The 25,171-nt window shown below is 61.0% G+C and carries 17 protein-coding genes and 1 riboswitch; of the genes, 5 read left to right on the top strand and 12 right to left on the bottom strand.

The features are described from left to right. Position 1: 1 nt before the first annotated feature. From HLUCCO03_RS19315 to cbiB, 5 genes are all read right to left on the bottom strand, one after another. Positions 2-895 carry a cobalamin-binding protein gene (locus HLUCCO03_RS19315; protein ID WP_081813477.1) on the bottom strand — a complete coding sequence of 298 codons (894 nt, stop codon included), beginning with the start codon at positions 893-895 and terminating at the stop codon, positions 2-4. Continuing rightward, entirely contained in the window at positions 889-5,094 is a 4,206-nt protein-coding gene (locus tag HLUCCO03_RS19310; protein WP_027830471.1) for a cobaltochelatase subunit CobN, read from the bottom strand. The genes HLUCCO03_RS19315 and HLUCCO03_RS19310 overlap by 7 nt, the downstream gene beginning before the upstream one ends. Before the next feature lie 24 nt (positions 5,095-5,118). After that, entirely contained in the window at positions 5,119-6,963 is a 1,845-nt protein-coding gene (locus tag HLUCCO03_RS19305; RefSeq protein WP_027830470.1) for a TonB-dependent receptor, read from the bottom strand. A 140-nt stretch (positions 6,964-7,103) separates the two neighbouring features. Beyond that, positions 7,104-7,314: riboswitch (cobalamin riboswitch) on the bottom strand. Positions 7,315-7,329: 15 nt separating this feature from the next. Beyond that, on the bottom strand, positions 7,330-8,361 hold the full coding sequence (cobD, locus tag HLUCCO03_RS19300) for a threonine-phosphate decarboxylase CobD (RefSeq protein ID WP_036197145.1): 1,032 nt from the start codon (positions 8,359-8,361) through the stop codon (positions 7,330-7,332). After that, positions 8,358-9,314, bottom strand: a complete 957-nt coding sequence (gene cbiB, locus HLUCCO03_RS19295) for an adenosylcobinamide-phosphate synthase CbiB (RefSeq protein WP_027830468.1) — start codon at positions 9,312-9,314, stop codon at positions 8,358-8,360. The genes cobD and cbiB overlap by 4 nt, the downstream gene beginning before the upstream one ends. A gap of 266 nt (positions 9,315-9,580) precedes the next feature. On the opposite strand from cbiB, the gene cobT reads away from it, so the two are divergent. Beyond that, positions 9,581-10,642: a nicotinate-nucleotide--dimethylbenzimidazole phosphoribosyltransferase gene (cobT, locus tag HLUCCO03_RS19290; RefSeq protein WP_027830467.1), complete on the top strand. Its 1,062-nt coding sequence runs from the start codon at positions 9,581-9,583 to the stop codon at positions 10,640-10,642. A 14-nt stretch (positions 10,643-10,656) separates the two neighbouring features. Beyond that, complete coding sequence (locus HLUCCO03_RS19285; protein ID WP_027830466.1) at positions 10,657-11,262, top strand: histidine phosphatase family protein; 606 nt, start codon at positions 10,657-10,659, stop codon at positions 11,260-11,262. Here HLUCCO03_RS19285 and cobU read toward each other — a convergent pair whose 3' ends face one another. Next, complete coding sequence (gene cobU / locus HLUCCO03_RS19280) at positions 11,263-11,787, bottom strand: bifunctional adenosylcobinamide kinase/adenosylcobinamide-phosphate guanylyltransferase (RefSeq protein ID WP_027830465.1); 525 nt, start codon at positions 11,785-11,787, stop codon at positions 11,263-11,265. 185 nt (positions 11,788-11,972) lie between these two features. On the opposite strand from cobU, the gene HLUCCO03_RS19275 reads away from it, so the two are divergent. Next, the gene (locus tag HLUCCO03_RS19275) at positions 11,973-13,850 is read left to right on the top strand and encodes a putative nucleotidyltransferase substrate binding domain-containing protein (RefSeq protein ID WP_027830464.1); all 1,878 of its coding nucleotides are present in this window, start codon (positions 11,973-11,975) and stop codon (positions 13,848-13,850) included. Next, the gene (locus tag HLUCCO03_RS19270) at positions 13,840-14,574 is read left to right on the top strand and encodes a 3'-5' exonuclease (RefSeq protein ID WP_027830463.1); all 735 of its coding nucleotides are present in this window, start codon (positions 13,840-13,842) and stop codon (positions 14,572-14,574) included. Before HLUCCO03_RS19275 ends, HLUCCO03_RS19270 begins: the two co-directional genes overlap by 11 nt. Here the strand turns inward: HLUCCO03_RS19270 and msrB are convergent. Further along, positions 14,571-15,770 carry a peptide-methionine (R)-S-oxide reductase MsrB gene (gene msrB / locus HLUCCO03_RS19265; RefSeq protein WP_027830462.1) on the bottom strand — a complete coding sequence of 400 codons (1,200 nt, stop codon included), beginning with the start codon at positions 15,768-15,770 and terminating at the stop codon, positions 14,571-14,573. The two genes, HLUCCO03_RS19270 and msrB, sit on opposite strands and share 4 nt — an antisense overlap. A gap of 198 nt (positions 15,771-15,968) precedes the next feature. Here msrB and HLUCCO03_RS19260 point away from each other — a divergent pair, with 198 nt between their 5' ends. Further along, complete coding sequence (locus HLUCCO03_RS19260; protein WP_292016770.1) at positions 15,969-16,541, top strand: QsdR family transcriptional regulator; 573 nt, start codon at positions 15,969-15,971, stop codon at positions 16,539-16,541. A gap of 252 nt (positions 16,542-16,793) precedes the next feature. Here the strand turns inward: HLUCCO03_RS19260 and HLUCCO03_RS19255 are convergent, their stop codons facing one another. From HLUCCO03_RS19255 to HLUCCO03_RS19235, 5 genes are all read right to left on the bottom strand, one after another. Next, a complete protein-coding gene (locus HLUCCO03_RS19255; RefSeq protein WP_027830460.1) occupies positions 16,794-18,209 on the bottom strand; it encodes an aldehyde dehydrogenase family protein in 1,416 nt (471 codons plus the stop codon). Positions 18,210-18,223: 14 nt separating this feature from the next. Continuing rightward, positions 18,224-19,330 (bottom strand): Zn-dependent alcohol dehydrogenase, encoded by a 1,107-nt coding sequence (locus tag HLUCCO03_RS19250; protein WP_027830459.1) that lies wholly within the window; start codon positions 19,328-19,330, stop codon positions 18,224-18,226. Positions 19,331-19,645: 315 nt separating this feature from the next. Continuing rightward, positions 19,646-21,448 (bottom strand): acyl-CoA dehydrogenase, encoded by a 1,803-nt coding sequence (locus HLUCCO03_RS19245; RefSeq protein ID WP_027830458.1) that lies wholly within the window; start codon positions 21,446-21,448, stop codon positions 19,646-19,648. 267 nt (positions 21,449-21,715) lie between these two features. Next, a complete protein-coding gene (locus HLUCCO03_RS19240) occupies positions 21,716-22,900 on the bottom strand; it encodes an acetyl-CoA C-acyltransferase (protein ID WP_027830457.1) in 1,185 nt (394 codons plus the stop codon). 154 nt (positions 22,901-23,054) lie between these two features. Beyond that, positions 23,055-25,148, bottom strand: a complete 2,094-nt coding sequence (locus tag HLUCCO03_RS19235; protein WP_027830456.1) for a 3-hydroxyacyl-CoA dehydrogenase NAD-binding domain-containing protein — start codon at positions 25,146-25,148, stop codon at positions 23,055-23,057. Positions 25,149-25,171: the final 23 nt, after the last annotated feature.

Below are 25,171 nucleotides of genomic sequence, written 5' to 3'. Positions count from 1 at the left end.
GTCAGCGCTTGGCACGGGCATCATCCAGTTTCTCGCAGAACAGGCGGGAGCCCTCCAGCATACGCGGGGTGGGGCGCTGCACCAGGGACGGCGGAATAAAGTAGAGGTTGTCTCTGGCGGTGGCGTCGATGCTGGGGAATTCCTCCCAGCGGGTCAGCCAGTGGCGGTTCTCTTCCCCCATGCCACCGGCAAGGATGGCTTCCGGGTTGGCGCCAATGACCGCTTCGGGGCTGATTCTCGGCACCAGACGTTCCAGGTCACCGAACACATTCACGCCGCCACACAGGGAGATCACCTTGCCGATCAGATGCTCATCGTTCACCGTCATCAGCGGTTCATCCCAGACCTGGTAGAACACCGGTACCGGGTCCGCCTTGCGGTATTGCTTCTCCAGTTCCGCAATGCCCTGGCGGAACCGGTCAGCTTCGGCAAAGCCTTCCTCTTCTGTTCCTGCCAGGGTGGCCAGCCGTTCAATGGTGTGGGACACCGCCTCGAAGGTGCGGGGCTCGATGGAGAACACCGGCAGCCCCAGTTCCTGCAGAGCCTCAAGCTGTTCCGGTGGGTTGCCGGTGACCCAGCCGATCACCAGGTCCGGCTCCAGCTCCATCAGCCGTTCCAGATCCATTCGGGTATGGCTGCCCACGGAGGTGACGTCCTTGGCTTCTTCCGGGTAGTCGCTGTAGGAAACCACCGCCACCACCTGATCCCCGGCACCGGCCGCCCACACCAGCTCAGTAGCACCGGGGGACAGCGCTGCGATACGGGTGGCCGGCTGGTCCAGGCATACCTGCGCGCCGGTATCGTCTTCGGCACACACCTCCTTGGCCACGGCAGTGCCCTGCCACAGTAGTGAGGCCGCAATGATCACCTGGAGTGGACTGGAAAATATCAGCATGAGCTCACCTGATCGTCCTGATTATCGCATTCATCATTGGCCGCAGGTAACGATTGATAGGCCGGCGAGCCACCCTTGCGAGCGGATTCGAAGGCCTCCCGCTGCTTCGGTTCCAGCTGCTCCGCCACCCAATCCATCAGCGGATGGTCGGGTCGGGTATGGCCGCTGCCCGGCAGACCATGGTCGATGATATTGCCGGCGAAGTCACGGGCCAGGGAACGGCGGGTAAACACATCCGCCTCCCAGAAGCCGCGCTGGGCTGCCAGCAACGCAATGGCCTGCATATGCGTCTTGACGTGGACATTGTGCCCCTCGGCCAGAAAGTCATCCAGGCCGATATCGTGACGGTCCTGGAAGTACACCTCGTTGATCTCGTCCCAGACACTGGAACGCAAAACCTGGGGACTGGTGATCTGCCAGCCCCAGAGGTTGTCGAGGAAATCGCTGCCCATGGCGCGGGCGCCGGCATAGCCGTGTTCCATCAATGGAGCAAGCCATTGGGGGTTGAGGTTACGGGCCCGTAGTTCCACCTGTAACGCGCGCTCAAGGGAGTCTACCCTTGGCTTTTTCGGGTCCGCGTATTGCAGCACCCGGTTCCGGGGCGGCTCACCACGAAGATGCTCCACAGCATTGGACAGGCCGCCCTGGAAATCGAAACCGTCGTCGTTGTCCAGCAGGCCATAAAGATGGCTGGCCCGGCCCAGATAGGTGTGATTTACGGTATGCAACTGGCGATCAAAGGCTCCATGGGCCGGTTCGCCCTGAGCCTCCTTGCCATACACATGCCCCATACGGCGCCGGTAGGCATTCCCCAGCTGTTCCCGCTCCTGCCAGGCACCGGAACGGGTGGCCAGACGATTGACCCCGGCACCGTAGGAGCCCGGCGCAGTACCGAAGACACGGTAGGCGGCCTGGGCACCGGCTTCCCGGACCGATGTTCCGGCAGCCAGCAGTTCCCGGGTGTCCGCCACCCAGCGAGCCGCCACGCCGTTGGTGTCGAGGGATTCATCGCCGGGGTCGCGCATCTCTGGCGGCAACGTCACCAGGGCCTCTTCCAGGGCTTCCGCCAGCTCGGGGTGTTCCGCTTCGATGGTGTTGGCAGCGCCAGCCAGGGCGTAGCGTGACGCCAGGTCCAGCCATTCCAGCTGCCCTTCGTACAGGTCACGGAACAGCCCGGAAGTGGTGAACACCACATTGCGACGCTCCGTGGTTTCGGTATCCGGCCCCGCGGGCAAACGCTCCAGGCCCTTGACGATGCCCCGGCTGTTCCACACCGGACGGATGCCCAGCAGTTTCAGGCCAAAGGCAATCATCACGCCCTCGTCCCGCACCGTGTCCGAGGCCCAGAGCACCAGGGCGTCGCTGTCACCCTGGGCTCTGGTTTTGTCGGCCAGCGCCTCTTCATACAGTTCCTGCGCCAGGGACCAGGCCACGCGGGTGGGGATCAGGTCATCGGACAGGGCGTGGAAGTTGCGGCCGGTGGGCAATACCGCTGGCGTGCGCAGCGGATCGTTACCCTGCCCCGGCGCCACGAACCGGCCCGCCAGCGCGTTGAGGAAGCTCCGGCGTTCCCCGGACGGCGAGGCTTCCAGTTTCTCCCGCCACTCTGATTCGGGCGCGCCGGTCTTGCCAGCCATGGACTCCAGCATGGTGTCGACCATGTCGTTATCCCAGTCTTGACCAAACACATGCAGGCCAAGGGGCATGAAGTGTTCCTGCATATCGGTTACGTAGTGGCCGGCTTCGTGCACCAGCAGGTCCGGCGACAGTTCGTCAACGGACACCTCATCCTCCGACAGGCCCATCTCCCCGGCGATTTCCCGTTCCAGATCCTCTCCGATGTCGAGCACCTGAATCTTCTCCCGCAGCAGCTCCAACGCCCGCTCCCGGGTGGGGCTGTCGGGCTCGTTGGCGGACTCCCAGGTTTCCACCAGTTGCCGCAGTTCCAGCAGGTCGTCGTAGAGTTCGGTGGCTGCCAGCGGTGGCGTCAGGTGGCTGATCATGACACCCAGTGCCCGGCGCTTGGCCTGTATGCCCTCGCCGACACCGTCGACGATATAGGGATAGATCAGCGGCAGGTCACCCCCCAGCAGATCCGGGTAGTCATCACCGGTGAGGCCGGCACGGCGGCGGGGCAGGAATTCCCGGGTGGAATGGCGGCCAACATACACCAGGGCATCCGCCTGGTAGTGATCCCGCAGCCAGTGGTAGAAGCCCACGTATTGATGGGTGGGCGGGAAAGTAAGGTTGGCGTGCAGTATTTCCTCATCTACCTCCCAGCCCCGGGGCGGCTGTGGGCCAATATAGATGTTGCCGAAACGCAGCCCCGGGAAAATCAGCTGGTCATCCACCACCATGGACTTGCCCGGCGCTTCACCCCAGCCCTTCAGGCCGGGGATGCCGGTGTCGGCCAGGGCATCACGGCTGGCCTTCAGCTCGCCCTGAAGGCCACCTTCGTTCAGTCGCCGCTGCCACAGGGCCTCGTACTCATCCAGTTTTACCAGGGCCTGCTTTCGGTTGGGGTGCTGCAGGTGCTCAATCAGGTGGCGCAAATCGCGGATGCCCCGGCTCAGCTGGCCGGTGGCCAGGTCTTTCTCACCCATTCCGTGGGCCTGTTCCAGGCGTTCATGCAGGTAACCCAGGGGGCCATGGGTCATCTCCTCTTGCACCACAGAGGGCAGGGTTTCCAGGTAGTGTTGATAGGTGTTGCTATTCATGGACGCCACCTTCCCGGCCATTTCTTCGAGGCCGCGGGGATCATCCGGCAGGTTAACCCCGCTCTTCTGGATCATGTCATTGAGGGCTTCCGGGCTGTCCGGCAGCGGGCCGGTATCATAGCCTTCGCCTTTCAGCCAGGTCAGCATTTCGTGGAGCGAGGCAGGAACATCAAGGTTGTCCGCACCGATATTCTGGCGGCCCGGCGGGTGGTTGTAGTAGATGATGGCCACCCGCTTGTCGGCATTGCTTTTTGCCTGCAGGGTCTGCCAGCGCTTGAGGCGATCTGCCACCGCCTCCACCCGCTCCTGCACCGGTTGCGTAAGGGTCAGGGCTACACCGGTCAGCTCGTCGATCACTTCCGGCTCGGCCGTGGCCAGCACCATGGGCTGGCTGACACCCTGCAGTTCCGGCATGGCCAGTTTATAGTGCACCTTGTCGGAAGGAATGCCGTCTACCGACAGCTGCCACTGGTTAGCGGTACGGGAGGCCAGCCGCACCCCTTTGATCACCGGCACATCCAGCCCGGTCAGTGCCTCGGTCACCTGGCGCCGGCCCTCGCCACCGCCGATGGTGAAATCCTGCAGGCTGACGATGCCAGACAAGGTCGCTGCCCCAACCGTATCGTCCAGATTGCGGACCACTTCAAGGCTGGCGCCGCCCCAGCGGGACAGCACGGCAAAGCACTGGATATCACGTTCTTCCAGAGCCTCACAGGTGGCATCCAGCAAGGCCCGGTCACCCGGGCGATCGCCGCTGTCGAGATCCAGCAGGGTAACCACGGGGCCGGGCTGAAGGTCCAGATCCGCCGGTTCACTGCTGGCTTCGCCGTTGCGGTAGTAGCGGATCAATGCTCGCGGTGGCAGGTCCGGCACCTCCAGATCTTCGCCCGCCTGCACCAGCAGCCAGCGCAACAATCCATCCAGGTGCCGGGGGGTGCGGCCTTGATAGAGGCCACGCCCGTCCAGCCAGGGCACCTGCTGCGGGAACTGCTGCCGGAGACTCTCCCGGTGGGCCCTTACATCCGCGCCCGGGTCCGGCGCTTTCATCAGTTCGTTGAGGGCGGAGGCATCCAGTCCATCCAGCACCGCACGGCCTTCCAGCCGCGACAACCGTGTCAGTGCCCGGTCACCGTTGACTGCCAGGATGGGAAACGGGCGTTTTTCCGCCTGCGCCTGCACCGCCTGCTCAAGCCGGCCCACCTGATCACCGAACACCGCTGCCAGCAGCAGGGCATCGGCCTGGCCCAGCAGTTCATCCAGAGCCCTGTTGTCCAGGCTGGCCAGTTGCTCGGGGGTGCGGAGCACAACCTTATGACCTGAATGGGAGCTCAGGAAGCGCTCGGCTCCGGCCGCCATTTCCGCTGCAGAGCGTTCCGATACCACGCCGACAATCGTTGCAGCCTGCAGCGGAAGGGAAATCAGCCACCCGGCCAGCAGGCTTATCAACAAACAGGGCAGATGACATTTCCCGGGCTGCAGCATCCTGCTTTTCCTCTCTGATCGAAATTATCGGAAGTCGTAGCGAACGGACAGGAAGCCAGCGGTTCCGGCAGCGAGGTATTCGGTACCGTCAAATTGCTGTGCTGTAGCGTATTCCTTGTCGGTCACATTCTGCAGAGTCAGGCGGGCATTCCAGTCCCGGGCGAACTCCCAGCCCGCCCGCAGGTTAAGCGTGGCATAGCCCGGCAGGCGATCTTCGTTATCCGCATCGTCATAGCGGTAGCCGCTAGCCTGAACGGTACCGCCAACGCTCCAAGCACCCAGTTGCCGATCCAGGTCGACACGCAAAGACTGGTGGCTGCGGCGGCGAAGGCGATTGTCGGTTTCCCTGTCACGGGGATCGAGAAGGCTCAGTTTGACCGCCAGATCCCAGTCATTGGCGCGGAATCCCGACCCCACCTCGATACCGCGAATGCGGGCCTCATTGACGTTTACCGGTCGGGAATCGACACCGACGGTCTGAATATCAATCAGGTCATCCACATCAAGCTGGTAAATCGCCGCATCCCAGTACCAGGCTTGATAGCGACCGCTGAAACCAATTTCCACCGAGCTGCCTTCTTCCGGTTCAAGGTCCGGGTTACCCGCGTAGGTACCGCCAAAACTGAAGGTCTCCAGCGGGTAGTAAAGATCATTGAAGGTCGGAGCACGGAAGGAAGTCCCGTAGCTCACCCGCATCCGGTGGGAGCGATTGAATGAATGGCCCAGGGCAACACCACCGGTTTCCTGACGGCCATAGGCCTCGTTGTCATCACCTCGCAGGGACAGCTGTACGTCCGAGGGGCCAAAGTTCAGGCGTAACTGACCAAACAGTGCTGCGTTGGTGCGGCTGTCTTCCTCAAACTCCGTGGAACTTTCCACTTCATCGGACTGCAGTTCGCCACCCACTGCCAGCTCGTGGACACCACCGGTGAAGGTATTTTCCCAACGGGCAGTGCGGGTTTTTGTGTTGAAAACCGAATCACCGGCTGTGCGGAAATTATCCTGCTCATCGGCGGCTTCCGAGAGTTGGACAGAACTGTCCCAATAATCGCTGATCGGTGTGTCCAGGTTGAACCCGACAGTACGAATCATGAAATCGGTGTTGCCGCCATCAAATTCGGTATTGCCCTCGGACTGCATCATCACCGCACTGGCTTCGCCACCACTGGGCAGTTCATGAACAATGCGACCAATGCCGGCAGTGTTACGGAAGCCCTTGTCATCGCCATCTTCTGCGATTCTGGTACCGTCTGTTTCCTTGTGCAGGCCACTCAGGCTGAACCGGGTTGCCCCACTCGTGGCGGAGGCACCAGCAGAGGTTTTCTGGGTATTGAAATTGCCGGTACCGGCTTCCACCCACCCTTTATTGCCACGCTTCGGATCCAGGGTGAAGGCCTGTATCACACCGCCCACTGCATCGGCGCCGTAAAGAGCGCTGCGGGGGCCGCGGACAATTTCCACGCGCTCCACCAGCTCCGAGGGAAAATATTGCCAGGGTGCACCACCGCTGGTTGCGGACCGCAGGCGTACACCGTCCACCAGGAAAACCGAGGAATCGTTGGTTGTGCCACGGGTAAACACGCTGGTGTTCTTGCCATAGGAGCCGTTGGTGACCACATCAATACCCGGCTGGCCACGCATGAGGTCTTTGAACTCGGCCGGCGCTTCGCGACGGATGGCGTCTTCTTCAATTACCGTCACTGACGACAGACTCTCACCCGCCGTGCGTGGGCCAATCGTGGCGGTTACAACAATCGGATCGAGCTCGGGAGCGGCTTCGGTATCGTCTGCAGAAGCCGTGGAAGGCGACAGCAGGATAAGCGGAAAACCCGACATCACCAGGGCGGGAACAGACTTGGAAAAACCCATAATCAACACTCGCTAGCGAACCATGCGCACCCGCATGGTTTATTTTCGTTATGCAGCGAAGGGAGACAGGGAGGAGGTGGGCAGAGGACGTCAGCAATCAGGAAACCGGCTGGATTCACCCACCGCCGCTGCCCTCCGCAGCGTCTGGTGTGTTAACAGGCCGGTCTCCGGGCTTATGAGGGGTTCACACTGGTGAACCGGAGCAATCACCTTCCCATGCACGGGGCACAGTGGCGCATTCGATCGCTCGTGACTCATTTACCGTTGCGGGGGCAGCGCCGGACTTTAACCGGCTTCCCGTTTCACTCCCGTGTAGCATTACACGGCAGCACCTGAAAACGAGCGGCAAGGCTAGCAACTGGTCACTCACTGGTCAATGACATTTGACAGGCCCGACAGCGCCCGTTCCAGTTTTTGCCACTGCGCCTCGTGACCGGGTAGCCCCAGGCGCAGGGCCGGTGGCGAGTCAAAATAGCGCACCAGTATCCCCTGGCTGGCCAGACCGTCAGCAATCGAGCGGGCATCAGGATGCGGCAGATAGCGGAACAGCAGCGTGCCACTGCTGTCAGCCAGGCCGTGGTGAGCCAGCAGACGATGCAGACGAGCGCTGTTGGCCCGCAGCCGCTGCGCTGTCGACGACTGCCACTCTTCATCTGCCAGGGCCCTTGCCATCACATAGCGGGCGGGGCCACTCAGCGGCCAGGGGCCAAGCGCTTCGGCAAGGGCCTGGGCGATACGGTCATCCGTCAACACGGCTCCGGCCCGCAGGCCCGCCAGGCCAAAGAACTTGCCCAGGGACCGCATCACCACCAGCCCGGGCATCCCTGCAAAGGGGGCAAGGCTGATCTGGTCGCAGCCATCGGCAAAGGCCTCGTCGACCACCAGCCAGCCGCCGCGTTCATGCAGCCGCTTGCACCAGCCAATCAACCGCTCCGGCGGTACTGTATGGCCGTCGGGGTTGTTGGGATTGATCCACACCAGCACATCCAGATCATCCAGCCAGCGTTCGTACCCGCCAGCCACCTGTTGCGGGGAAAGACCCATGACCTGATGCCCCGCCCGGGCCCACCAGTGGCCATGTTCAAGATAACCCGGGGCCGGAACGCCTACCCGGCTGGGGCCACGAAGCCCGGGCAGGGCCATAATGGCAGCCTGGCTGCCGGGCACCGGGACACAGCTGGCAACATCGGGCGCTCCGGCCCAGGCCAGCACCGTCTGCTCAAGGCCATCATCCGGCTCCGGCAGGCGCTGCCAGACCTCGGCGGGAACATCCGGCAACGGCCAGGCGAACGGATTGATCCCCGTGGACAGGTCCAGCCACTGCCCCAGCGGGATTCCCCAGCGCTCGGCAGCCGCGTTCAGCCGCCCACCATGTTCTGGCTGGCCCGATACCTTCACAGAAAACCTCCCCTGGCAATGACAGCAATCGCTGCAATCAGGCCCAACACACCCAGCCACAGCCATACCCCTCGCTGCACCAGGCCGATAGCGGCATCGATGGTCTCAGCGCTGGCTACAGGGCCTTGCCCCAGCACCGGCCGTTGCCGGATTCCGGAAGCGTAGGGTGCCGGGCCGCCCAGTGAAACACCCAGTGCACCGGCGCCCGCCGCCATCACCGGCCCGGCATTGGGGCTGTCCCACTGCGGTGCCTGGGTTCGCCAGCACTGCCATGCCAGTTGCCGGTGACCAAGCAGGCCGTAGGTCAGCGCCGTCAGCCGTGCCGGGACCCAGTTGAGCGCGTCATCCAGCCGGGCCGCGATCCTTCCGAAATACAGGTAGCGCTCGCTGCGGTAGCCCCACATGGCATCAAGGGTATTGACCAGGCGGTGCAGTAATACCCCGGGAATACCCGCCACCAGAAACCAGAACAGGCTGGCAAATACCGCGTCCGCCCCGTTTTCCAGCATCGATTCACTGGCGGCGCCGGCCACGCCGTGTTCATTCAGATCGCTGGCCTTGCGGCTGACAATACGCCCTACCTGTTCCCGCGCACCTTCCAGGTCGCCCCGATGCAGCGCCTCCGACACCGCCCGGCCGTGTTCCGTCAGCCCCCGAATGGACAACGCAAGATACAGAACCAGCACCTGTAGCATCAGATATCCCCAGTCAGCCAGCAGCCACCGCAAGAGTTCCGCAACCAACAGTACCGGTGACACAACAAGCAGCAACCCCAGCAAACCCGATAATATCGATCGGCTCTTCCGCTGTGGCAGTCGATTCAGCCTTTTCTCCACCCATGTCACCAGATGCCCGAACCCCACCAGCGGGTGCCACCGGCGAGGCTCCCCCAACCATCGGTCCAGCAGTACTGCAGCCAGACAAATAAACACGGACAATATAAAAACGTTCAATTCAGTAATATCTCTTGAGTCAGGCCACTCCCAGGTCAGATGGAGTGGTTGGGCAGGGCTCTCCAAAACCGTGCGGAGCCATGGATGGCGGAGCCGAGCGTACAGGGATGTATTCACAGCGTGTTTTGGAGAGCCCTGCCCATCCGCTCCTCCCCCGAGGCTGAACGCCCCAGAGGCCAGAGCGCAGTCTAACCGAGTAACCGCCAGCCTTGACACATTTTCGGGGTGGGTAGACCATTCTCCGCTCAATCAGCCAGGAATGACCGATGCCCTCTTTACCCTTGTGCTGGAGCCAACCGCTCCCGGAATTGGACACACACACAACTGAACTGGCAACTGAACGCCAGGGGATGCTGACCAAGCCCCGCGGCTCCCTGGGCCAACTGGAACAGCTGGCCATTCAGTTGGCGGGCCTGCAGAGGTGCGAACAGCCAACAGTAGATCCGGTACGGATTACGGTGTTTGCCGGCGACCACGGCGTTTGCGCCGAGGGTGTTTCTGCCTTTCCCCAGGAGGTCACCGCCCAGATGATCGCCAACTTTGCCAGTGGTGGCGCGGCGATCAGCGTTCTGGCCCGGGAACTGGGTGCCACGCTGGAAGTGGTGAACCTGGGCACGGTCGGAGCGGTGCCGGATTTACCCGGCGTTCGGGATGAGCAGATCGCGCCGGCAACCGCCAATCTGGCAGTGACCGAGGCCATGACAGACGCCCAGCTTCATGCGGCTCTGTCCAGTGGCGACGCAGCGGCAGAGCGTGCCGCGCAGGCGGGGTGCCGGCTGTTTATTGGCGGTGATATGGGAATCGGCAATACCACCAGTGCCGCCGCTGTAGCCTGTGCCCTGCTGGATGAGGGTGCCGAAAAGCTGGCCGGCCCCGGCACCGGGCTGGACACCGCGGGCGTCGCGAAAAAGTGCGAAGTGATCGGTCGGGCGCTGGCCAGGCACGGCGCCAGCCGCGATCCACTGGCAGTTCTGGCTTCCCTGGGTGGTTTCGAGATTGCCGCACTGGCCGGCGCCATCATGGGTAGTGCTGCCCGCGGTATACCCGTGCTGGTTGACGGGTTTATCGTGTCGGTTGCGGCTCTGGTGGGCGTGCTCCGGCAACCGGAGCTGCGGCACTGGCTGATTTTTGCCCATCGCTCGGCAGAACCCGGGCACCGGGCGGTGCTGGAAGCGCTGGATGCAAAGCCATTGCTGGATCTGGGCATGCGCCTGGGCGAAGGTAGCGGTGCGGCCGTAGCCCTGCCACTGTTGCGCTCAGCCTGCGCCCTGCACAACCGCATGGCCAGCTTTGCCGATGCCGGCGTTACCGACAGGGATGAGGACTGAGCCGGGAGACTCTCATGAGCGGTACCACCACCTTTTTTGACCTGATCCGCCACGGCGAGCCGGCCGGCGGCCCCATGTTTCGCGGCAGCCAGGATGACCCCCTTAGCGACACTGGCTGGCAGCAAATGAACACTGCCGTATCAGACGAAGACAGCTGGGACCTTGTTATTACATCGCCGTTGGAGCGTTGCCGGGACTTTGCCCGGACCCTCGCGGGACAGCGGCAGCTCCCTTTGCAGGAAGAGCCCCGGCTACAGGAAATCGGTTTTGGCGACTGGGAAGGCAAGACTTCTGAACAGATCATGGCCAACACACCGGAGGCGCTGACCGGATTCTGGAGCGACCCGGTAAAGCACCAGCCACCCGGCGGCGAGGCCCTGGCTGACTTCAATAACAGGGTTACCGAAGCCTGGCGGTACTGGCAGAAAGAAGCAGCCGGCAAACGGATACTGGTGGTCTGTCATGGAGGCGTGATTCGCATGATCCTCGCGGAGGTACTGGGCATTCCCCTGGGCCGTTCCTTCTCCGCCATCGCCGTGCCCTACGCCTGCCGCAGCCGAATCCGGGTGGATGAATCGGAGTATGGTGTGCTCAGCTGCCTGCAACACCACGGCCGGTAATCACTCTTTCAGGGTCAGCGGCAAGCCCGCCACACTCATCACCACCCGGTTGCAGCAGGCTGCCAGATCCTGATTCAGCCAGCCCAGTTCGTCACAAAAGCGTCGGGTAAGCGGGTCCATACCGATGGTGCCCAGACCCACTTCGTTGCTGACGATAGCAATACTGCCGGGATAGTTGCGCAATGCCTCCAGGAACGCATCACGCTCACGACCAAAGGTCTCCTCGCCGGCAAACAGCAAATTACTGACCCACAGGCTCATGCAGTCGATCAACAGGAAGGGTGGGGCCGCCTCCTTACCGTAGGCTTCAAGAACGCTGGCAAGCCGTATCGGTGCTTCCTCTAGCCCCCAGTGATGCGGACGGCTTTCCACGTGTTGCTTCACCCGCTGTGCCATTTCCTCATCGCCCACCGTGGCGGTGGCAACGTAGACCACCATACCGCCAGATTCAGTTGCCAATCGCTCCGCCAGCGCGGTTTTCCCCGAGCGAATACCTCCCAAAACAAGAGTCCGAGAAACGCTCATGAATGCTCCTTCGGGATCTGTGAATGTGACTGGAAAATGGCACGATGAGCCGCAGTTTACACTTATTCAATATACTGCAAACACTTACGTTATCCCCTGAGTCGGACTTTCGTGGCCCTCGCCCATGCTCACTGCTATATTGCTACCTGAAAGCGACTCACCCGCCGGTCAACCAGGGAGATTTCATGCAGGCAGAGCTGATCGAGATACGCAACCACCTGGCGCAGCACTCGCCATTCGCCGAGATGCCGGAAGAAAACCTCGACAGGGTCGTATCCGGCATTGAGGTGGCTTACTTTCGGGCGGGTACTGAAATTCTCAGGCTTGGTGAGCGCAATAACTACCTGCATTACGTGCGCAGCGGCGCCGTCGAGATCTATCGCCGCTCGGGCGAACTCTACAATCGCCTGGGTGAAGGTGAGATTTTCGGCCATTTTGGCTTGCTGATGAACAGAACCGTACGCTTTCCCGCCAAAGCCATCGAAGATTCTCTCATCTACCTGATTCCAAATGAAATTTTCCAGTTCCTCTGGGAAAATGACGACAATTTCACCGATTTTGTCGAAACCGAAGATCACTCCCGGCTGCGATCGGCACTTTCCCGCCGGGAGAAGTCCAACCAGCCAATGACTGCCCGGGTAACCCGGCTGATTTCCCGTGCCCCGGTCACAGCCCCCAACACCGTGCGCCTGCAGGAAGCCGCCCGCATCATGACAGAACACGGGGTTTCGGCACTGCTTTTGATGGATGAAAGCGGAGATCAGCCCAGTCTGTCCGGCATCATTACCGACCGGGATCTGCGCACCCGCGCGCTTAGTGAAGCCCTGCCCTCGGAAACCCCCGTCAGCGACATCATGACCGACGAGCTGATCACCACTCGCAGCGATGCATTCATTTTCGAAGCCATGCTGGCCATGCTGCACAACAACGTCCATCACTTACCGGTCATGGAGGGCAACAGGATTCGTGGGGTGATAGCGCTGTCGGATATTGTCAAACACGAATCCCAGAGCAGCCTTTACCTGGTGAGTAATATCTATCATCAGAAGGATGTGAAAGGCCTGAAGCGCCTGAGCCAGGAAGTGCCCAACACCTTTGTGCGCATGGTCCGGGAAGATGCCAACTCCCACATGATCGGCAGTGCCATGGCCGGTATCGGGCGCAGCTTCAGCCAGCGTCTGCTGGAGCTAGGCGAGGAGAAACTGGGGCCGCCACCGGTGCCTTACTGTTTCATGGCGCTGGGCTCCATGGCCCGGGACGAACAACTGGTGGTGACTGACCAGGATAACGCCATGGTGCTGGATGACAGTTTCGACCCGGCAGAGCATGACGAATACTTCCTGGCCCTGGCAAAATTTGTCAGTGATGGCCTGGCAGAGTGCGGATATACCTACTGCACCGGGGATATCATGGCGACCAACCAGAAATGGCGACAGCCTCTGAAGGTCTGGAAGGAGTATTTTGCCGACTGGATCGACAACCCGAAAGCCGAGGCACTGCTGAACAGCAACATCTTCTTTGACCTGGATGGCATTTTCGGCCAGACAGAGTATACGGAAGAGCTGAAAACCTTTATTGCCGAGCGCGCCAGCAACAGCCAGCGGTTCCTGGCCATGCTCGCACGCAATGCGCTTAACCGCACGCCACCGCTGGGGTTTTTCCGCACCTTCGTGATGGAGGAAAGCGGCAAGCAGGCCAAAACCTTCAATCTCAAGCGCCGGGGCACGGCACCGGTCTCCGATCTGATCAGGGTGCATGCCCTGGCCTGTGGCTCACGGGCACAGAATACCTTCAACCGTCTCAAGGCCATCGGGCAAACCAAGCTGATGCCCGAAGACGGCGTGGACAACCTGAGGGACGCCTTCGAATTCATTGCCATAGTCAGGATTCGGCACCAGGCGCTTGCCATCGAAGCGGGCCGGGAGCCCGACAACAACGTTCGGCCGGAGGATCTGTCGCCCTTCGAGCGCAGCCATCTGAAAGACGCATTCCAGGTGGTCAGCCAGGCGCAGAAGTTTCTCAAGTTCCGTTACCACGCGCAGGTAGGCCGCAATGTCGGGTGATCAGGAAACGGTTACCAACGTGCAGTCGGAAACCCTGCCCTGGCCGGAACGCTTCCGGGAGCTTGCCCGGCAAACCGGGGACGACCGGCTGAAAGCGTTTTACGAGGCAGGCTGTGTGGCACCCGATACCCCCATGAAAGACGTCCCTTTTGTGGCGGTGGATTTCGAGACCACGGGCCTGGATCCGGACAAACACTCCATTGTCAGCATCGGCCTGGTGCCGTTCACCCTCGACCGCATAAAGCTGGGGGGCTCACGGCATTGGCTGGTGAAACCGCAATTGCCACTGCATCAGACATCAATCACGATCCATGGCATCACCCATACGGATATTGACAAGGCTCCGGATCTTGACGAAGTGCTGGATGAGTTTCTCACCAGCCTTGCCGGACGCATTCCGGTGGTGCACTACCGCAATATCGAGCGGCCGTTCCTGAATGTCGCCCTGAGATGGCGAATAGGTGAGGAAATACGTTTTCCGGTGATAGACACAATGGCTATCGAAGCCCACTTGCACCCGAATCGCAGACTCAACTGGTGGCAGAAACTCAGGGGCAAGCAGCCGGTGTCCATTCGCCTGGCTGACAGCCGGCTCCGATATGGCTTGCCCCACTACCCGCCTCACAACGCCCTGGTGGACGCGTTGGCCAGTGCGGAGTTGCTTATAGCCCAGGTTCAGCACCACTTTTCACCAGAGACCCCCATCGGAGACCTCTGGCTCTAGTTGGCGGCTGTGCGACCGGCCTCCTCCACTTCACTGATCAGTGCGCCGTATCCCTCTTTCTCCATGTCTTCGAGGGGGATGAACTTCAGTGCCGCCGAGTTCATGCAGTAGCGCAGACCAGTGGGGTCCGGGCCGTCGTTGAATACGTGTCCCAGATGGGAGTCTGCGTACTTGCTGCGGATTTCGGTGCGGGTCATGAAGAACTTCCGGTCCTCTTTCTCAACCACCATGTCCGGGCTGATGGGTTTGGTGAAACTCGGCCAGCCCGTCCCGGATTTGTACTGATCCCTGGATGAAAACAAAGGTTCACCAGAGACAACATCGACATAGATACCCGGCCGCTTATTATCAAAGTATTCGTTTTTGAAAGCGGGCTCCGTGCCATCTTCCTGGGTGACGTAGTATTGCTCTTTGGTCAGACGCTCCCTGAGAGTCTTGTCATCCGGTTTTTCAAACGTCTCAGGATCAAATGCCCGGCTCATATCCTCACCGGAATCGCTGCTGCCCGCTTGATCCGAGTCGCTCGCTTCCCGGGGGCGGTATTGTGAATAGTCCACCTCTTCATCATCACCCCAGACTTTCTCGATAAACTGATAGCGACCCGAGTTGAAGGTGTAGACCTTGTAGCGCACAGGATTCTTTTTGTAGTAATCCTGGTGGTATTCCTCGGCATCGTAAAAGGCTTCGAAGGGAACAATCTCGATGGCCACAGGATCGTCATAACGGCCGGATTCCTCCAGCTCCTTCACCGAAGCCTCGGCAGCGCGCTTCTGCTCCTCGTTGTGGTAAAAAATCGCCGGCCGGTACTGACTGCCACGGTCCACGTACTGGCCGTTCACATCGGTCGGGTTTGCGGTGCGCCAGAGAGCCTGCAGCAGGCCTTCGTAGGTGATGACGTCCGGATCGTAGTAGACCTGAACCGCCTCGGTATGGCTGGTTTGCCCACCGGCAACCTGCTGGTAGGTAGGGTCCTCTTCCTCGCCACCGCTGTAGCCGGAAACCGCTTCAACAACTCCAGGAACCTTTTCCTCGTAGGCTTCCTCAACACACCAGAAGCATCCGCCTGCAAATGTAGCGACTTCCAGATCCGGATCGTCCGGGGCGTATTCTGAATCCTGTCCATTGGCGGCACCAACCTGTAAACCGGTCAATGCCATAGCCGCCGCCGTGGCCATCAGTAATAGAGAGCGTTTCATAGGTTTGCCTCGGGCAATTTTCAGTCCAGTCGCCTTTTTGACGGCTGAGACCACAGGAGTTCCCCGATTCTACGAATTACCTGTATGGTTGAGATCACCCTGGCCTGCCGATGGTCTGATTTCCCGGACAATGGCAGGCCCGAAACTTTGTCGATAAGATGTGAAAGTCCGGCTTGTGAGGTTCCAGTGACAGCAGACGTGAGTACAACCAGAGCGACACCTGCGGACGTTGTCCGCCATGCCCGCCGGCTCTGGCTGAAGGGTGAGCGCATTCATCTGGCTTCATTGTCCGAGGAGCTCCACATCGGCCGCGCTACGCTGTTTCGCTGGATCGGTAACAAAGACCTGCTGATGGGCGAAACCCTGTGGTCGCTCTACGACTCACTGCGCCAGGACGCCATTGCCCAGACCTCTGGCCACGGGGTGGATTATGTGGTGGGAGTCTTCCGCCATATCAACTCCGTGCTCCTGCACTCCGAACCCCTGCGCCGGTTTGTTCACGACGATCCGGAATACGCCCTGAAAATACTGACGTCCTCCCGGTCAACGCTGCACAGCCGCACTGTTGAGGCCAATACCCGAATCTTGGAAGAGCAGGTGGCAGCGGGGTATATCCAGCCGCCCATGAACCTGGAAAGCCTGTCCTATTTCATGGTGCGGCTGGCGGAGTCCTGCCTGTATGCCGATATTATCGGCGGGCGGGAACCCCGGGATGAGGAATTGGAGGACGCCTGTACGGCTGTGCGGATTCTGCTTGGGGGCAAGGCCTGACGCTGGGTGTTGGCGTTGAATTCGGGGGCTGGCCCCGCGGCGGGGGTACCTTTTCTTCTGGGAAAAATAACTCGCTGCGCTCAGACATCTTTTTCCCGGCAGAAAAGGTACCCCCACCACGTGGCCGATCGGACTTCAGCGTTTTTGTCGGATTACGGCTATCGCCTAATTCGACCTACATGCACGAGGTCTCATCCACCCCGTAGGTCGGATTAGCGAAGCGTAATCCGACAACCCCTTGCCGCCACCGTCCTACAGCTGCAACGACCGGACCTCCAGAAACTCCTCCAAACCCCACTTGCCAAATTCTCGGCCGATGCCGGAATGCCCGAATCCGCCAAACGGCGCCATGGGATTGAAGTCTCCGCCGTTGACGAACACCTGGCCGGTACGCAGCCTGCTTGCCACTTTTTTGGCGTGGGCATCATCACCGGACCAAACAGCGCCGGAGAGGCCATAGGCGGTGCCATTGGCAATCTCGATGGCTTCGGCTTCGTCCTCGTAGGGAATCACGCACAGCACCGGGCCGAAGATTTCTTCCTGGGCGATGCGGCTGTCCGGTTTGACGTTGCCGAATACGGTGGCCTTGACGAAGTAGCCGTGGGCGCAGCCCTCGGGCGATTCCGGGCCGCCGGCCACCAGGGTGGCTCCCTCCTCGATACCGAGCCTGATGTAATCGATGACCTTGTCACGCTGCTGGGCGGAGGCCAATGGCCCCAGGCGGGTGGTTTCTTCCAGCGGGTTGCCCGGGGTCATCTTTGCCACGGCGGAGGCTGCCAGTTCACAGGCTTCGTCGTGTTTGTCCGCCGGTACCAGCATCCGGGTCAGGGCGGTACAGGTCTGGCCCGAGTTCAGCAGGCAGTTGTTGACGGTGCCTTTTACGGCTTTTGCCAGGTCCGCGTCGGCCAGGATCACCGAGGCGGACTTGCCGCCCATTTCCAGGGCGAAGCGTTTGAAGTCGTCAGCGGCGGCGTGGGCGATCAGGCTGCCGGTGCGGGTGGAGCCTGTGAAGGACACCATGTTCACAGACGGATGTTTGATCAGGGTATCGCCCACGGTGGCGCCTTCACCGCACACCAGGTTGAACACGCCTTTTGGCAAATCTGTTTTATCCAGTATGTCCGCCAGTATATAGGCACTCTGGGGCGCAATTTCCGACGGCTTCAGCACCACGGTGCAGCCGGCGGCGATGGCGGGTACCACTTTGAGGATCACCTGGTGTAGCGGGTAGTTCCAGGGAGTGATGCAGCCCACGACACCCACCGGCGTGTAATGCACCTCGGAATTGCCCACCTGTTCGGTGAAGGGAAAATCCGGCAGCAGTTTCAGGTAGCTTTTGGTAATGGTGGCAGGCAGCCCGGCCTGGATGCCGGTGGCCAGTTTGATGGGCATGCCCACTTCGCGGCAGATGGTTTCTGCAATCTCACCGGCCCGCTCTTTCAGGCCGGCATGAAGCTGTTCCAGCACGTGGATGCGTTTTTCCAGGGTGCTTTCCGACCAGCTTTCAAAGGCGGCATCCGCAGCGGCGATGGCCTGTTCCATCTCTTCCCGGCCAGACGCGGGAACTCTGGCGATGACGTCACCGGTGGCGGCTTCGTGGACGTCGATGGTGTCGCCAGTCCAGTCCTGCCACTGACCTTTGATGTAGTTCTTGCTGAGATCTTTCATGGTTTTCTCCTGAATCAGTCGAACACAATCACGCCACGGGCGTTCTTGCCTGCCAACATATCATCGAACGCCCGGGGGGCGTCATCAATGGAATAGGTCTGGGTGACCAGCTCGTCGAGCTTGAGTTTGCCGGCCTTGTAGAGCCCCAGGATACGGGGGAAATCGTACTGTGGGCGGGCAGAGCCCAGCCAGCTGCCCTTCAGCACCCGTTCGTCCGCGGGCAGGGTCAGGGTGGTGATGGAGGTTTTGTCTTTCGGGTCCGAGACGCCCACCACCACGGCGGTACCGCCGCGGCCCAGGCTCTTGTAGGCCTGCTCCACCACCGCGCCGGCGCCGACGCATTCAAAAGCGTAGTCCACGCCGCCGGTGAGTTTCTTCACCGCCTTGGCACCGTCTTCCACTTCGCTGATGTTGACGGTGTGGGTGGCGCCAAAGTCCCGGGCCATCCGGAGTTTGTTTTCGTTGTTGTCCACCGCGACGATCATTTCCGCGCCGGCGGTAACGCAGCCCTGAATGGCATTCAGCCCCACGCCACCAATGCCGAACACTGCGGTGCGGGAGCCCGGTTCGACCTTCGCGGTGTTGAACACGGCGCCGACACCGGTCATCACGGCGCAGCCCACCAGGGCGGCGTTCTGCATGGGGATGCCCTGGTCCACCTTGACGCAATTGTCCACGTGCATGGTGGCGTATTCGGCCATGACGCCGCAGGCACCGAACACGTTGAGGTCTTCCCCGTCCGCGCCTTTAGTGCGCACGGTGCCATCGGGCAGGGTAAACATGGCCTTGCGAGCGTTCTCGCAGAGCACCGGACGGCCGCGAACGCACTGGCGGCATTTGCCGCACATGGAGATGAAGGAGCTGACCACGTGGTCGCCTTCCTGGAAGGCGGTGACGCCCTCGCCCACTTCGATGACGACGCCGGCGGCTTCATGGCCCAGAACCAGGGGCGCGGGGTAGGGGATTTTGCCGGTGGTCGCGGACTGGTCGCTGTGACAGACGCCACAGGCGCCGATCTTGATGGTGATTTCATCCCGTCTGGGGCCTTCAACGGTGATGGTTTCCACCTGGACGGGTTGGCCCCATTCGCGGCAGACGACGGCTTTGGCTTTTCTGTCCATTGTTGTTTACTCCCCTGTTTTTTTAAGACTGCATGTCCGGTGGTCCGGCAGAGCCAGGGAGCTTCTCCGAAAACACGCCGTGAACCCATCCCTGGGGGCTCGGCATTGCCATCCATGGCAATGCACGGTTTTCAGAGAAGCTCCCCGGCCCTGCCTTTCAGGCATCGGTGTTTGCCGTCCGGCGCCCCGGATGATTTCGATTGGTAAATCTGGGCGTCGGATTACGGCTTCGCCTAATCCGACCTACATAATCAATGCCGCAACCATGAGCGTAGGTCGGATTAGCGAAGCGTAATCCGACAACCGGAGCCTCAACTAGAACTCAGAATCCCGCATACCCAGCACAGTGGTATCCACGGTCGCCAATAACTCCGCCGTACTGACCACTTTCGGCAATTCGTAGCGTGCGAAATATTCACAGGCTTTCACCTTACCCTCATAGAAATCCGCTGTCTGCTCACCCTGGCCGTCCAGACCGGTAATGGCCCTGATAGCCTGTCTCAACCATAGCCATCCAACCACCGTGTGGCCCAGGGCTTCCAGGTAGAGCGAGGCATTGGCCAATGCCTGCTCCACCTTGCCGCTGGCTTTCTCGGCGTTGATTGTGTCCGTTGCCTCGGAGACAGCTTTCAGGGCCCGGTCCAACTGGTTGGCGGAGCTTGCCAGGCGTTCGTTGCCACGGGCTTCGGTGATGGTGGCTTCGATCCGGCTTACCAGTTCCTGGTAGAACCGGCCCCCGGCCATGGAGACCTTGCGGCCCAGCAGGTCGATGCCCTGGATGCCGTGGGTGCCTTCGTGGATGGGGTTGAGGCGGTTGTCGCGGTAGAACTGCTCCACCGGATATTCCCGGGTGTAGCCATAGCCGCCATGCACCTGGATCGCCAGGCTGTTGGCTTCCAGGCAGAACTGGGAGGGCCAGGATTTGATGATGGGCGTCAGCAGGTCCAGAAGGCCGGCGGCCAGTTTGCGCTGGTCTTCGGTGGCGGCGTGTTTTTTCTCGTCCACCAGCATGGCGCCCTGCAGGCACAGGGCCAGGCCGCCTTCCACGTAGGCTTTCTGGGTCAGCAGCATGCGGCGGATGTCGGCGTGGCGTATCAGCGGAACCTGCGGGGTGCTGGGGTCTTTCTCCCCCACCGGGCGGCCCTGTTTGCGCTCGCGGGCATAGTCCAGGGCGTGGAGGTAACCGGTGTAACCCAGCATCACCGCGCCCAGGCCAACGCCAATGCGGGCTTCGTTCATCATGTGGAACATGGCCGCCAGGCCGTTGTTGGGCTCGCCCACCAGGTAACCCACGGCACCGTCTTTCTCGCCGAAGTTGAGCATGGTGGAGGTGGTGCCCCGGTAGCCCATCTTGTGGATCAGCCCCGCCAGCGCGACGTCGTTACGTTCACCCAGGCTGCCGTCCTCGTTGACCAGCACCTTGGGCACGATAAACAGGGAGATGCCTTTCACCCCGGGCGGCGCATCCGGCAAGCAGGCCAGCACCATGTGGATGATGTTCTCGCTCAGCTCGTGGTCGCCACCGGAGATGTAGATCTTGTTACCGAACAGGCGGTAACTGCCGTCATCCTGCGGCTCCGCGCGGGTGCGCAGATCCCCCAGGGAGGAACCGGCGTGGGGCTCGGTCAGGCACATGGTGCCGAAGAAGCGCCCGGCCATCATCGGCGCCGCATACTTCTGCTGCTGGTGCTCGCTGCCCTGGGCCATGATCAGGTTGGCCGCCGCGATGGTCAGCCCGGCGTAGCCCTGGGTGCCCACGTTCGCGCCCTTGAGCATGCCCACACACATCTGCGCCACGGCGGCGGGCAGTTGCATGCCGCCGCGTTCAAAGTCCTGGCCGGCGGCCATCAGGCCGGTGTCCCGCAAGACGTCCAGGGCCTTTTTGACCTCAGGTCGCATTTCCACCCGGCCGTTCTCGAATCGGGGTTCTTCTTCGTCGACCAGGCGGGCGTGGGGTGCGAACTCCTCGGCGGCTACCTTCAATGCCAGATCCAGTGCTGCCTGCAGGGTCTCGCGGTTGTGTTCGGAATAGCGCTCGTAGCCCAGTGTCTGTTCGACTTCGTGGAGTTCGAACAGCTGGAAGGCCAGGTCCTGGGTGTTTATGATTTTTTGTTGCATGGCCTCGTTACTCTCGGCATGAATGAACACGGTAGCCTGCTGGGTGGGAGCCTGGCCCTGGGGTGGGGGTGCCTTTTCTTATGGGAAAAGAACTCGCTTCGCTCAGACACCTTTGTCCCGTCAGAAAAGGCACCCCCACCCCAGGACCGGCCCGACTGCACAGTTATATCAGCCTTAAACCACCTCAAACAGTGGTAGGTCGGGTTAGCCAACGGCGTAACCCGACAGTCGGATTACGGCTACGCCTAATCCGACCTACAGGAGGAGTTAAACCACTTCAAACAGGCCTGCTGCCCCCTGGCCACCACCGATGCACATGGTTACAACCACATACTTTGCGCCACGGCGTTTGCCTTCAATCAGAGTGTGTCCCGTCAGGCGTGAGCCGGTGACACCGTAGGGGTGGCCGATGGAGATGGAACCGCCGTTAACGTTCAGTTTCTCCATGGGGATGCCCAGACGGTCGCGGCAGTAGACTACCTGGGATGCAAAGGCCTCGTTCAGTTCCCACAGGTCGATGTCATCCATCGTCAGGCCATTACGCTCCAGCAGGCGCGGGATGGCGAAAACCGGGCCGATGCCCATCTCGTCCGGCTCGCAGCCAGCGACGGCGAAGCCCCGGAAGATACCCATGGGTTCAATGTTGTTCTTCTCGGCGTAGGTGCTGTTCATCACCGTGCACACGGACGCGCCGTCAGACAGCTGGGAGGCATTGCCGGCGGTGACGAACTGATTGTCGCCCCGCACCGGATTCAGGCTCTGCAGACCTTCCAGCGTGGTGTTGGGGCGGTTGCACTCGTCGCGGGTCAGGGTGACGTCCTTGTAGCTGATGTCGCCGGTTTCCTTGTCCTTCACCATCATGGTGGCGTCGATAGGGACAATCTCATCGTCGAACTTACCGGCTTCCTGGGCCGCCGCCGTGCGCTGCTGGGAAATCAGTGCGTACTCATCCTGGGCTTCTCGGCTGATGCCATAACGCTGGGCCACAATATCGGCGGTCTCGATCATCGCCAGATACAGCTCGGGCTTGTTCTTCATCAGCCAGTCATTGGTGGCGTGGAAGCTGTTGAGCTTTTCGTTCTGAACCATGGAAATGGATTCAACCCCACCGGCCACCATCACCGGCACCTTCTCCGACACCACCCGCTGGGAGGCAATGGCGATGGACTGGAGGCCGGAACTGCAGAAACGGTTGATGGAAAGGCCCGCGGTCGTCACCGGCAAACCGGCACGAATCGCCGCCAGCCGGGCGATGTTCTTGCCCTGGGCGCCTTCGTGGAACGTGGCACCGAGGATGACGTCTTCCACGATGGACGGATCAATACCCGCACGCTGCACCGCGTGCTGGATCACATGACCGGCAAGGTCCACAGAGTGTGTGTTGTTCAGGGCACCCCGGTAGGATTTACCCAGGCCGGTGCGGGCGGTGGAGACAATAACGGCGTCAGACATAACAATTTCCTTCGTAAACAGTAGGTCGGATTAGCGAAGCGTAATCCGACACAGAGTTGAGGGTTTCGACGGCGTTGTCGGATTACGGCTTCGCCTAATCCGACCTACGGGTCCAGGGGATCAAACCCCGGGACCAGCCCCCAAAGGTCGAAAATCAGAGATCCCCGAACTTGCGCCCCTCGCTGACCAGTTCCTGCAACAACCCCGCCGGCTTCCACTGCTCGCCCCCCAGGTCATCGTAGAACTGCTCAACAGTGCCAAGAATGACGTCCAGGCCAATCTGGTCCGCCCAGAACATCGGGCCACCCCGATAGGCCGGGAAGCCATAGCCGTAGATCCAGGTGATGTCGATATCCAGGGAACGATCGGCAATGCCCTCTTCCAGGATCTTCGCGCCCTCATTAACCATCACATACATGCACCGCTCCAGGATCTCCTGATCGGTCACCTCGCGGGGCGTAATGCCCTGCTCCTGGCGGAACTCGGCAATAATACGGTCCACCTCCGGGTCAGGGATCGGCTTGCGGTTACCTTCCTCGTACTTGTAAACGCCCGCCCGGGTCTTCTGCCCGAGGCGACCCTGCTCCGCCAGCTTGTCCATCCAGGTTGCCGGCACATCTTCACCGGCCTTGCGGCGTTCCTGGCGGATGCTGTAGCCGATATCGATACCCGCCAGATCCGACATGGCAAACTGCCCCATGGGGAAGCCCAGGTCCGTCAGCACCTTGTCCACCTGCTGGGGGCTTGCGCCCTCGTTGACCAGTGCCATGGCCTCGGCACCGCGCTTGTGCAGCATGCGATTGCCGACAAAGCCGTAGCAGTTGCCCACCATCACGCCGACCTTGTTGATCCTCTTCGCCAGGTCCATGGCCGTGGCTTTCACCTCGTCGGATGTTTTTTCGCCACGAACAATCTCCAGCAGCTTCATCACGTTGGCCGGGCTGAAGAAATGCAGGCCGATCACGTCCTGGGGGCGTTCGGTGGAGGCGGCAATCTCATCAATGCTCAGGGTGGAGGTGTTGGACGCCAGGATTGCGCCTGGCTTGCAGGTCTGGTCCAGCTGGCCGAAGATCTTCTTCTTCAGGTCCATGCTTTCAAACACCGCCTCGATCACCAGGTCCACGTCACTGAAATCATCATAGGTCAGGGTGCCGCTGATCAGGCTCATTCGCTCTTCAACCTGCGCCTGGGTGATACGGCCTTTTTTCGCGGTGTTCTCGTAGTTTCTGCGAATGACCGCCAGGCCCTTGTCCAGCGCGTCCTGTTTTACTTCCGCGATGGTGACCGGAATGCCGGCGTTGGCGAAGTTCATGGCAATGCCGCCGCCCATGGTGCCGGCTCCGATCACACCCACCTTTTTGATCTCACGGACCGGCGTGTCCTTGGGCAGGCCTTTTACTTTCGAGACTTCACGCTCGGCAAAGAATGCGTGGATCAGGCCGGCACGCTGCGGAGACTCCATGCACTCGGTGAACAGTTCCCGCTCACGCTTCATCCCTTCCTCAAACGGCAGGTTAAAGGCCGCTTCCACGGCGTCCACACACTTGAAGGGTGAGAACAGGCCACGGGCCTTCTTCTCCAGGTTGGCTCGGAACTCCCCGAACACATCGCTGCCCTTATCGGCTTCGATCCTGTCTGTCAGGTCACGGACCCGGCGAACCGGTTTGTTCTCATCGGCAATTTTTTGCGCATAGGCAAGGCCCACGCCCCTGATATCGGTGCCATCTTCAACCGCATCGACAATACCCAGGTCCAGGGCATCCCTGGCGTTGACAAACTCGCCGGTGGTAATCATCTCCAGCGCTTTGCGGGCGCCGGTCAGCCGCGGCAGGCGCTGGGTGCCGCCCGCACCGGGCAACAGGCCCAGCTTTACTTCCGGCAGGCCGACTTTGGCACTGCTCACGGCGACCCGGTAATGACAGCCCAGTGCCGTTTCCAGGCCACCACCCAGGGCGGTACCGTGGATTGCGGCAACAATCGGTTTGTTACTGTTCTCGAACTGCTCGATCATTGCAGCCAGCCCTGGCTCCTGCATCGGTTTGCCGAACTCGCGGATATCGGCGCCGGCGATAAAGGTGCGGCCTTCGCACACCAATAACAGCACCTTGGCGTCAGCGTCTTTCTGGCCCTGCTCCAGCGCAGCCACCAGGCCGGAACGAACCCCGTGGCTGAGGGCGTTCACCGGCGGGTAGTTCACGGTGATTACGCCAATGGAGCCTTCCCGGTTGTAAGTTACGACGTCAGACATAATTTCTCCTGGCCTTCTATGGA

This window comes from Marinobacter sp. HL-58 (genome assembly GCF_001314605.1).
GTDB lineage: Bacteria > Pseudomonadota > Gammaproteobacteria > Pseudomonadales > Oleiphilaceae > Marinobacter.
Note: the sequence above shows the minus strand (reverse complement) of the source record. Positions and strands in the feature narration are given on the sequence as shown.

What these genes read in the sequence shown, in the direction of transcription:
- cobU (WP_027830465.1), bottom strand. Translation starts at nt 11,787, where the DNA reads ATGAGCGTTTCTCGGACTCTTGTTTTGGGAGGTATTCGCTCGGGGAAA.
- HLUCCO03_RS19270 (WP_027830463.1), top strand. Translation starts at nt 13,840, where the DNA reads ATGTCGGGTGATCAGGAAACGGTTACCAACGTGCAGTCGGAAACCCTG.
- HLUCCO03_RS19315 (WP_081813477.1), bottom strand. Translation starts at nt 895, where the DNA reads ATGCTGATATTTTCCAGTCCACTCCAGGTGATCATTGCGGCCTCACTA.
- HLUCCO03_RS19235 (WP_027830456.1), bottom strand. Translation starts at nt 25,148, where the DNA reads ATGTCTGACGTCGTAACTTACAACCGGGAAGGCTCCATTGGCGTAATC.
- HLUCCO03_RS19245 (WP_027830458.1), bottom strand. Translation starts at nt 21,448, where the DNA reads ATGCAACAAAAAATCATAAACACCCAGGACCTGGCCTTCCAGCTGTTC.
- HLUCCO03_RS19255 (WP_027830460.1), bottom strand. Translation starts at nt 18,209, where the DNA reads ATGAAAGATCTCAGCAAGAACTACATCAAAGGTCAGTGGCAGGACTGG.
- HLUCCO03_RS19250 (WP_027830459.1), bottom strand. Translation starts at nt 19,330, where the DNA reads ATGGACAGAAAAGCCAAAGCCGTCGTCTGCCGCGAATGGGGCCAACCC.
- cobT (WP_027830467.1), top strand. Translation starts at nt 9,581, where the DNA reads ATGCCCTCTTTACCCTTGTGCTGGAGCCAACCGCTCCCGGAATTGGAC.
- msrB (WP_027830462.1), bottom strand. Translation starts at nt 15,770, where the DNA reads ATGAAACGCTCTCTATTACTGATGGCCACGGCGGCGGCTATGGCATTG.
- HLUCCO03_RS19305 (WP_027830470.1), bottom strand. Translation starts at nt 6,963, where the DNA reads ATGGGTTTTTCCAAGTCTGTTCCCGCCCTGGTGATGTCGGGTTTTCCG.
- HLUCCO03_RS19310 (WP_027830471.1), bottom strand. Translation starts at nt 5,094, where the DNA reads ATGCTGCAGCCCGGGAAATGTCATCTGCCCTGTTTGTTGATAAGCCTG.
- HLUCCO03_RS19275 (WP_027830464.1), top strand. Translation starts at nt 11,973, where the DNA reads ATGCAGGCAGAGCTGATCGAGATACGCAACCACCTGGCGCAGCACTCG.
- HLUCCO03_RS19285 (WP_027830466.1), top strand. Translation starts at nt 10,657, where the DNA reads ATGAGCGGTACCACCACCTTTTTTGACCTGATCCGCCACGGCGAGCCG.
- HLUCCO03_RS19240 (WP_027830457.1), bottom strand. Translation starts at nt 22,900, where the DNA reads ATGTCTGACGCCGTTATTGTCTCCACCGCCCGCACCGGCCTGGGTAAA.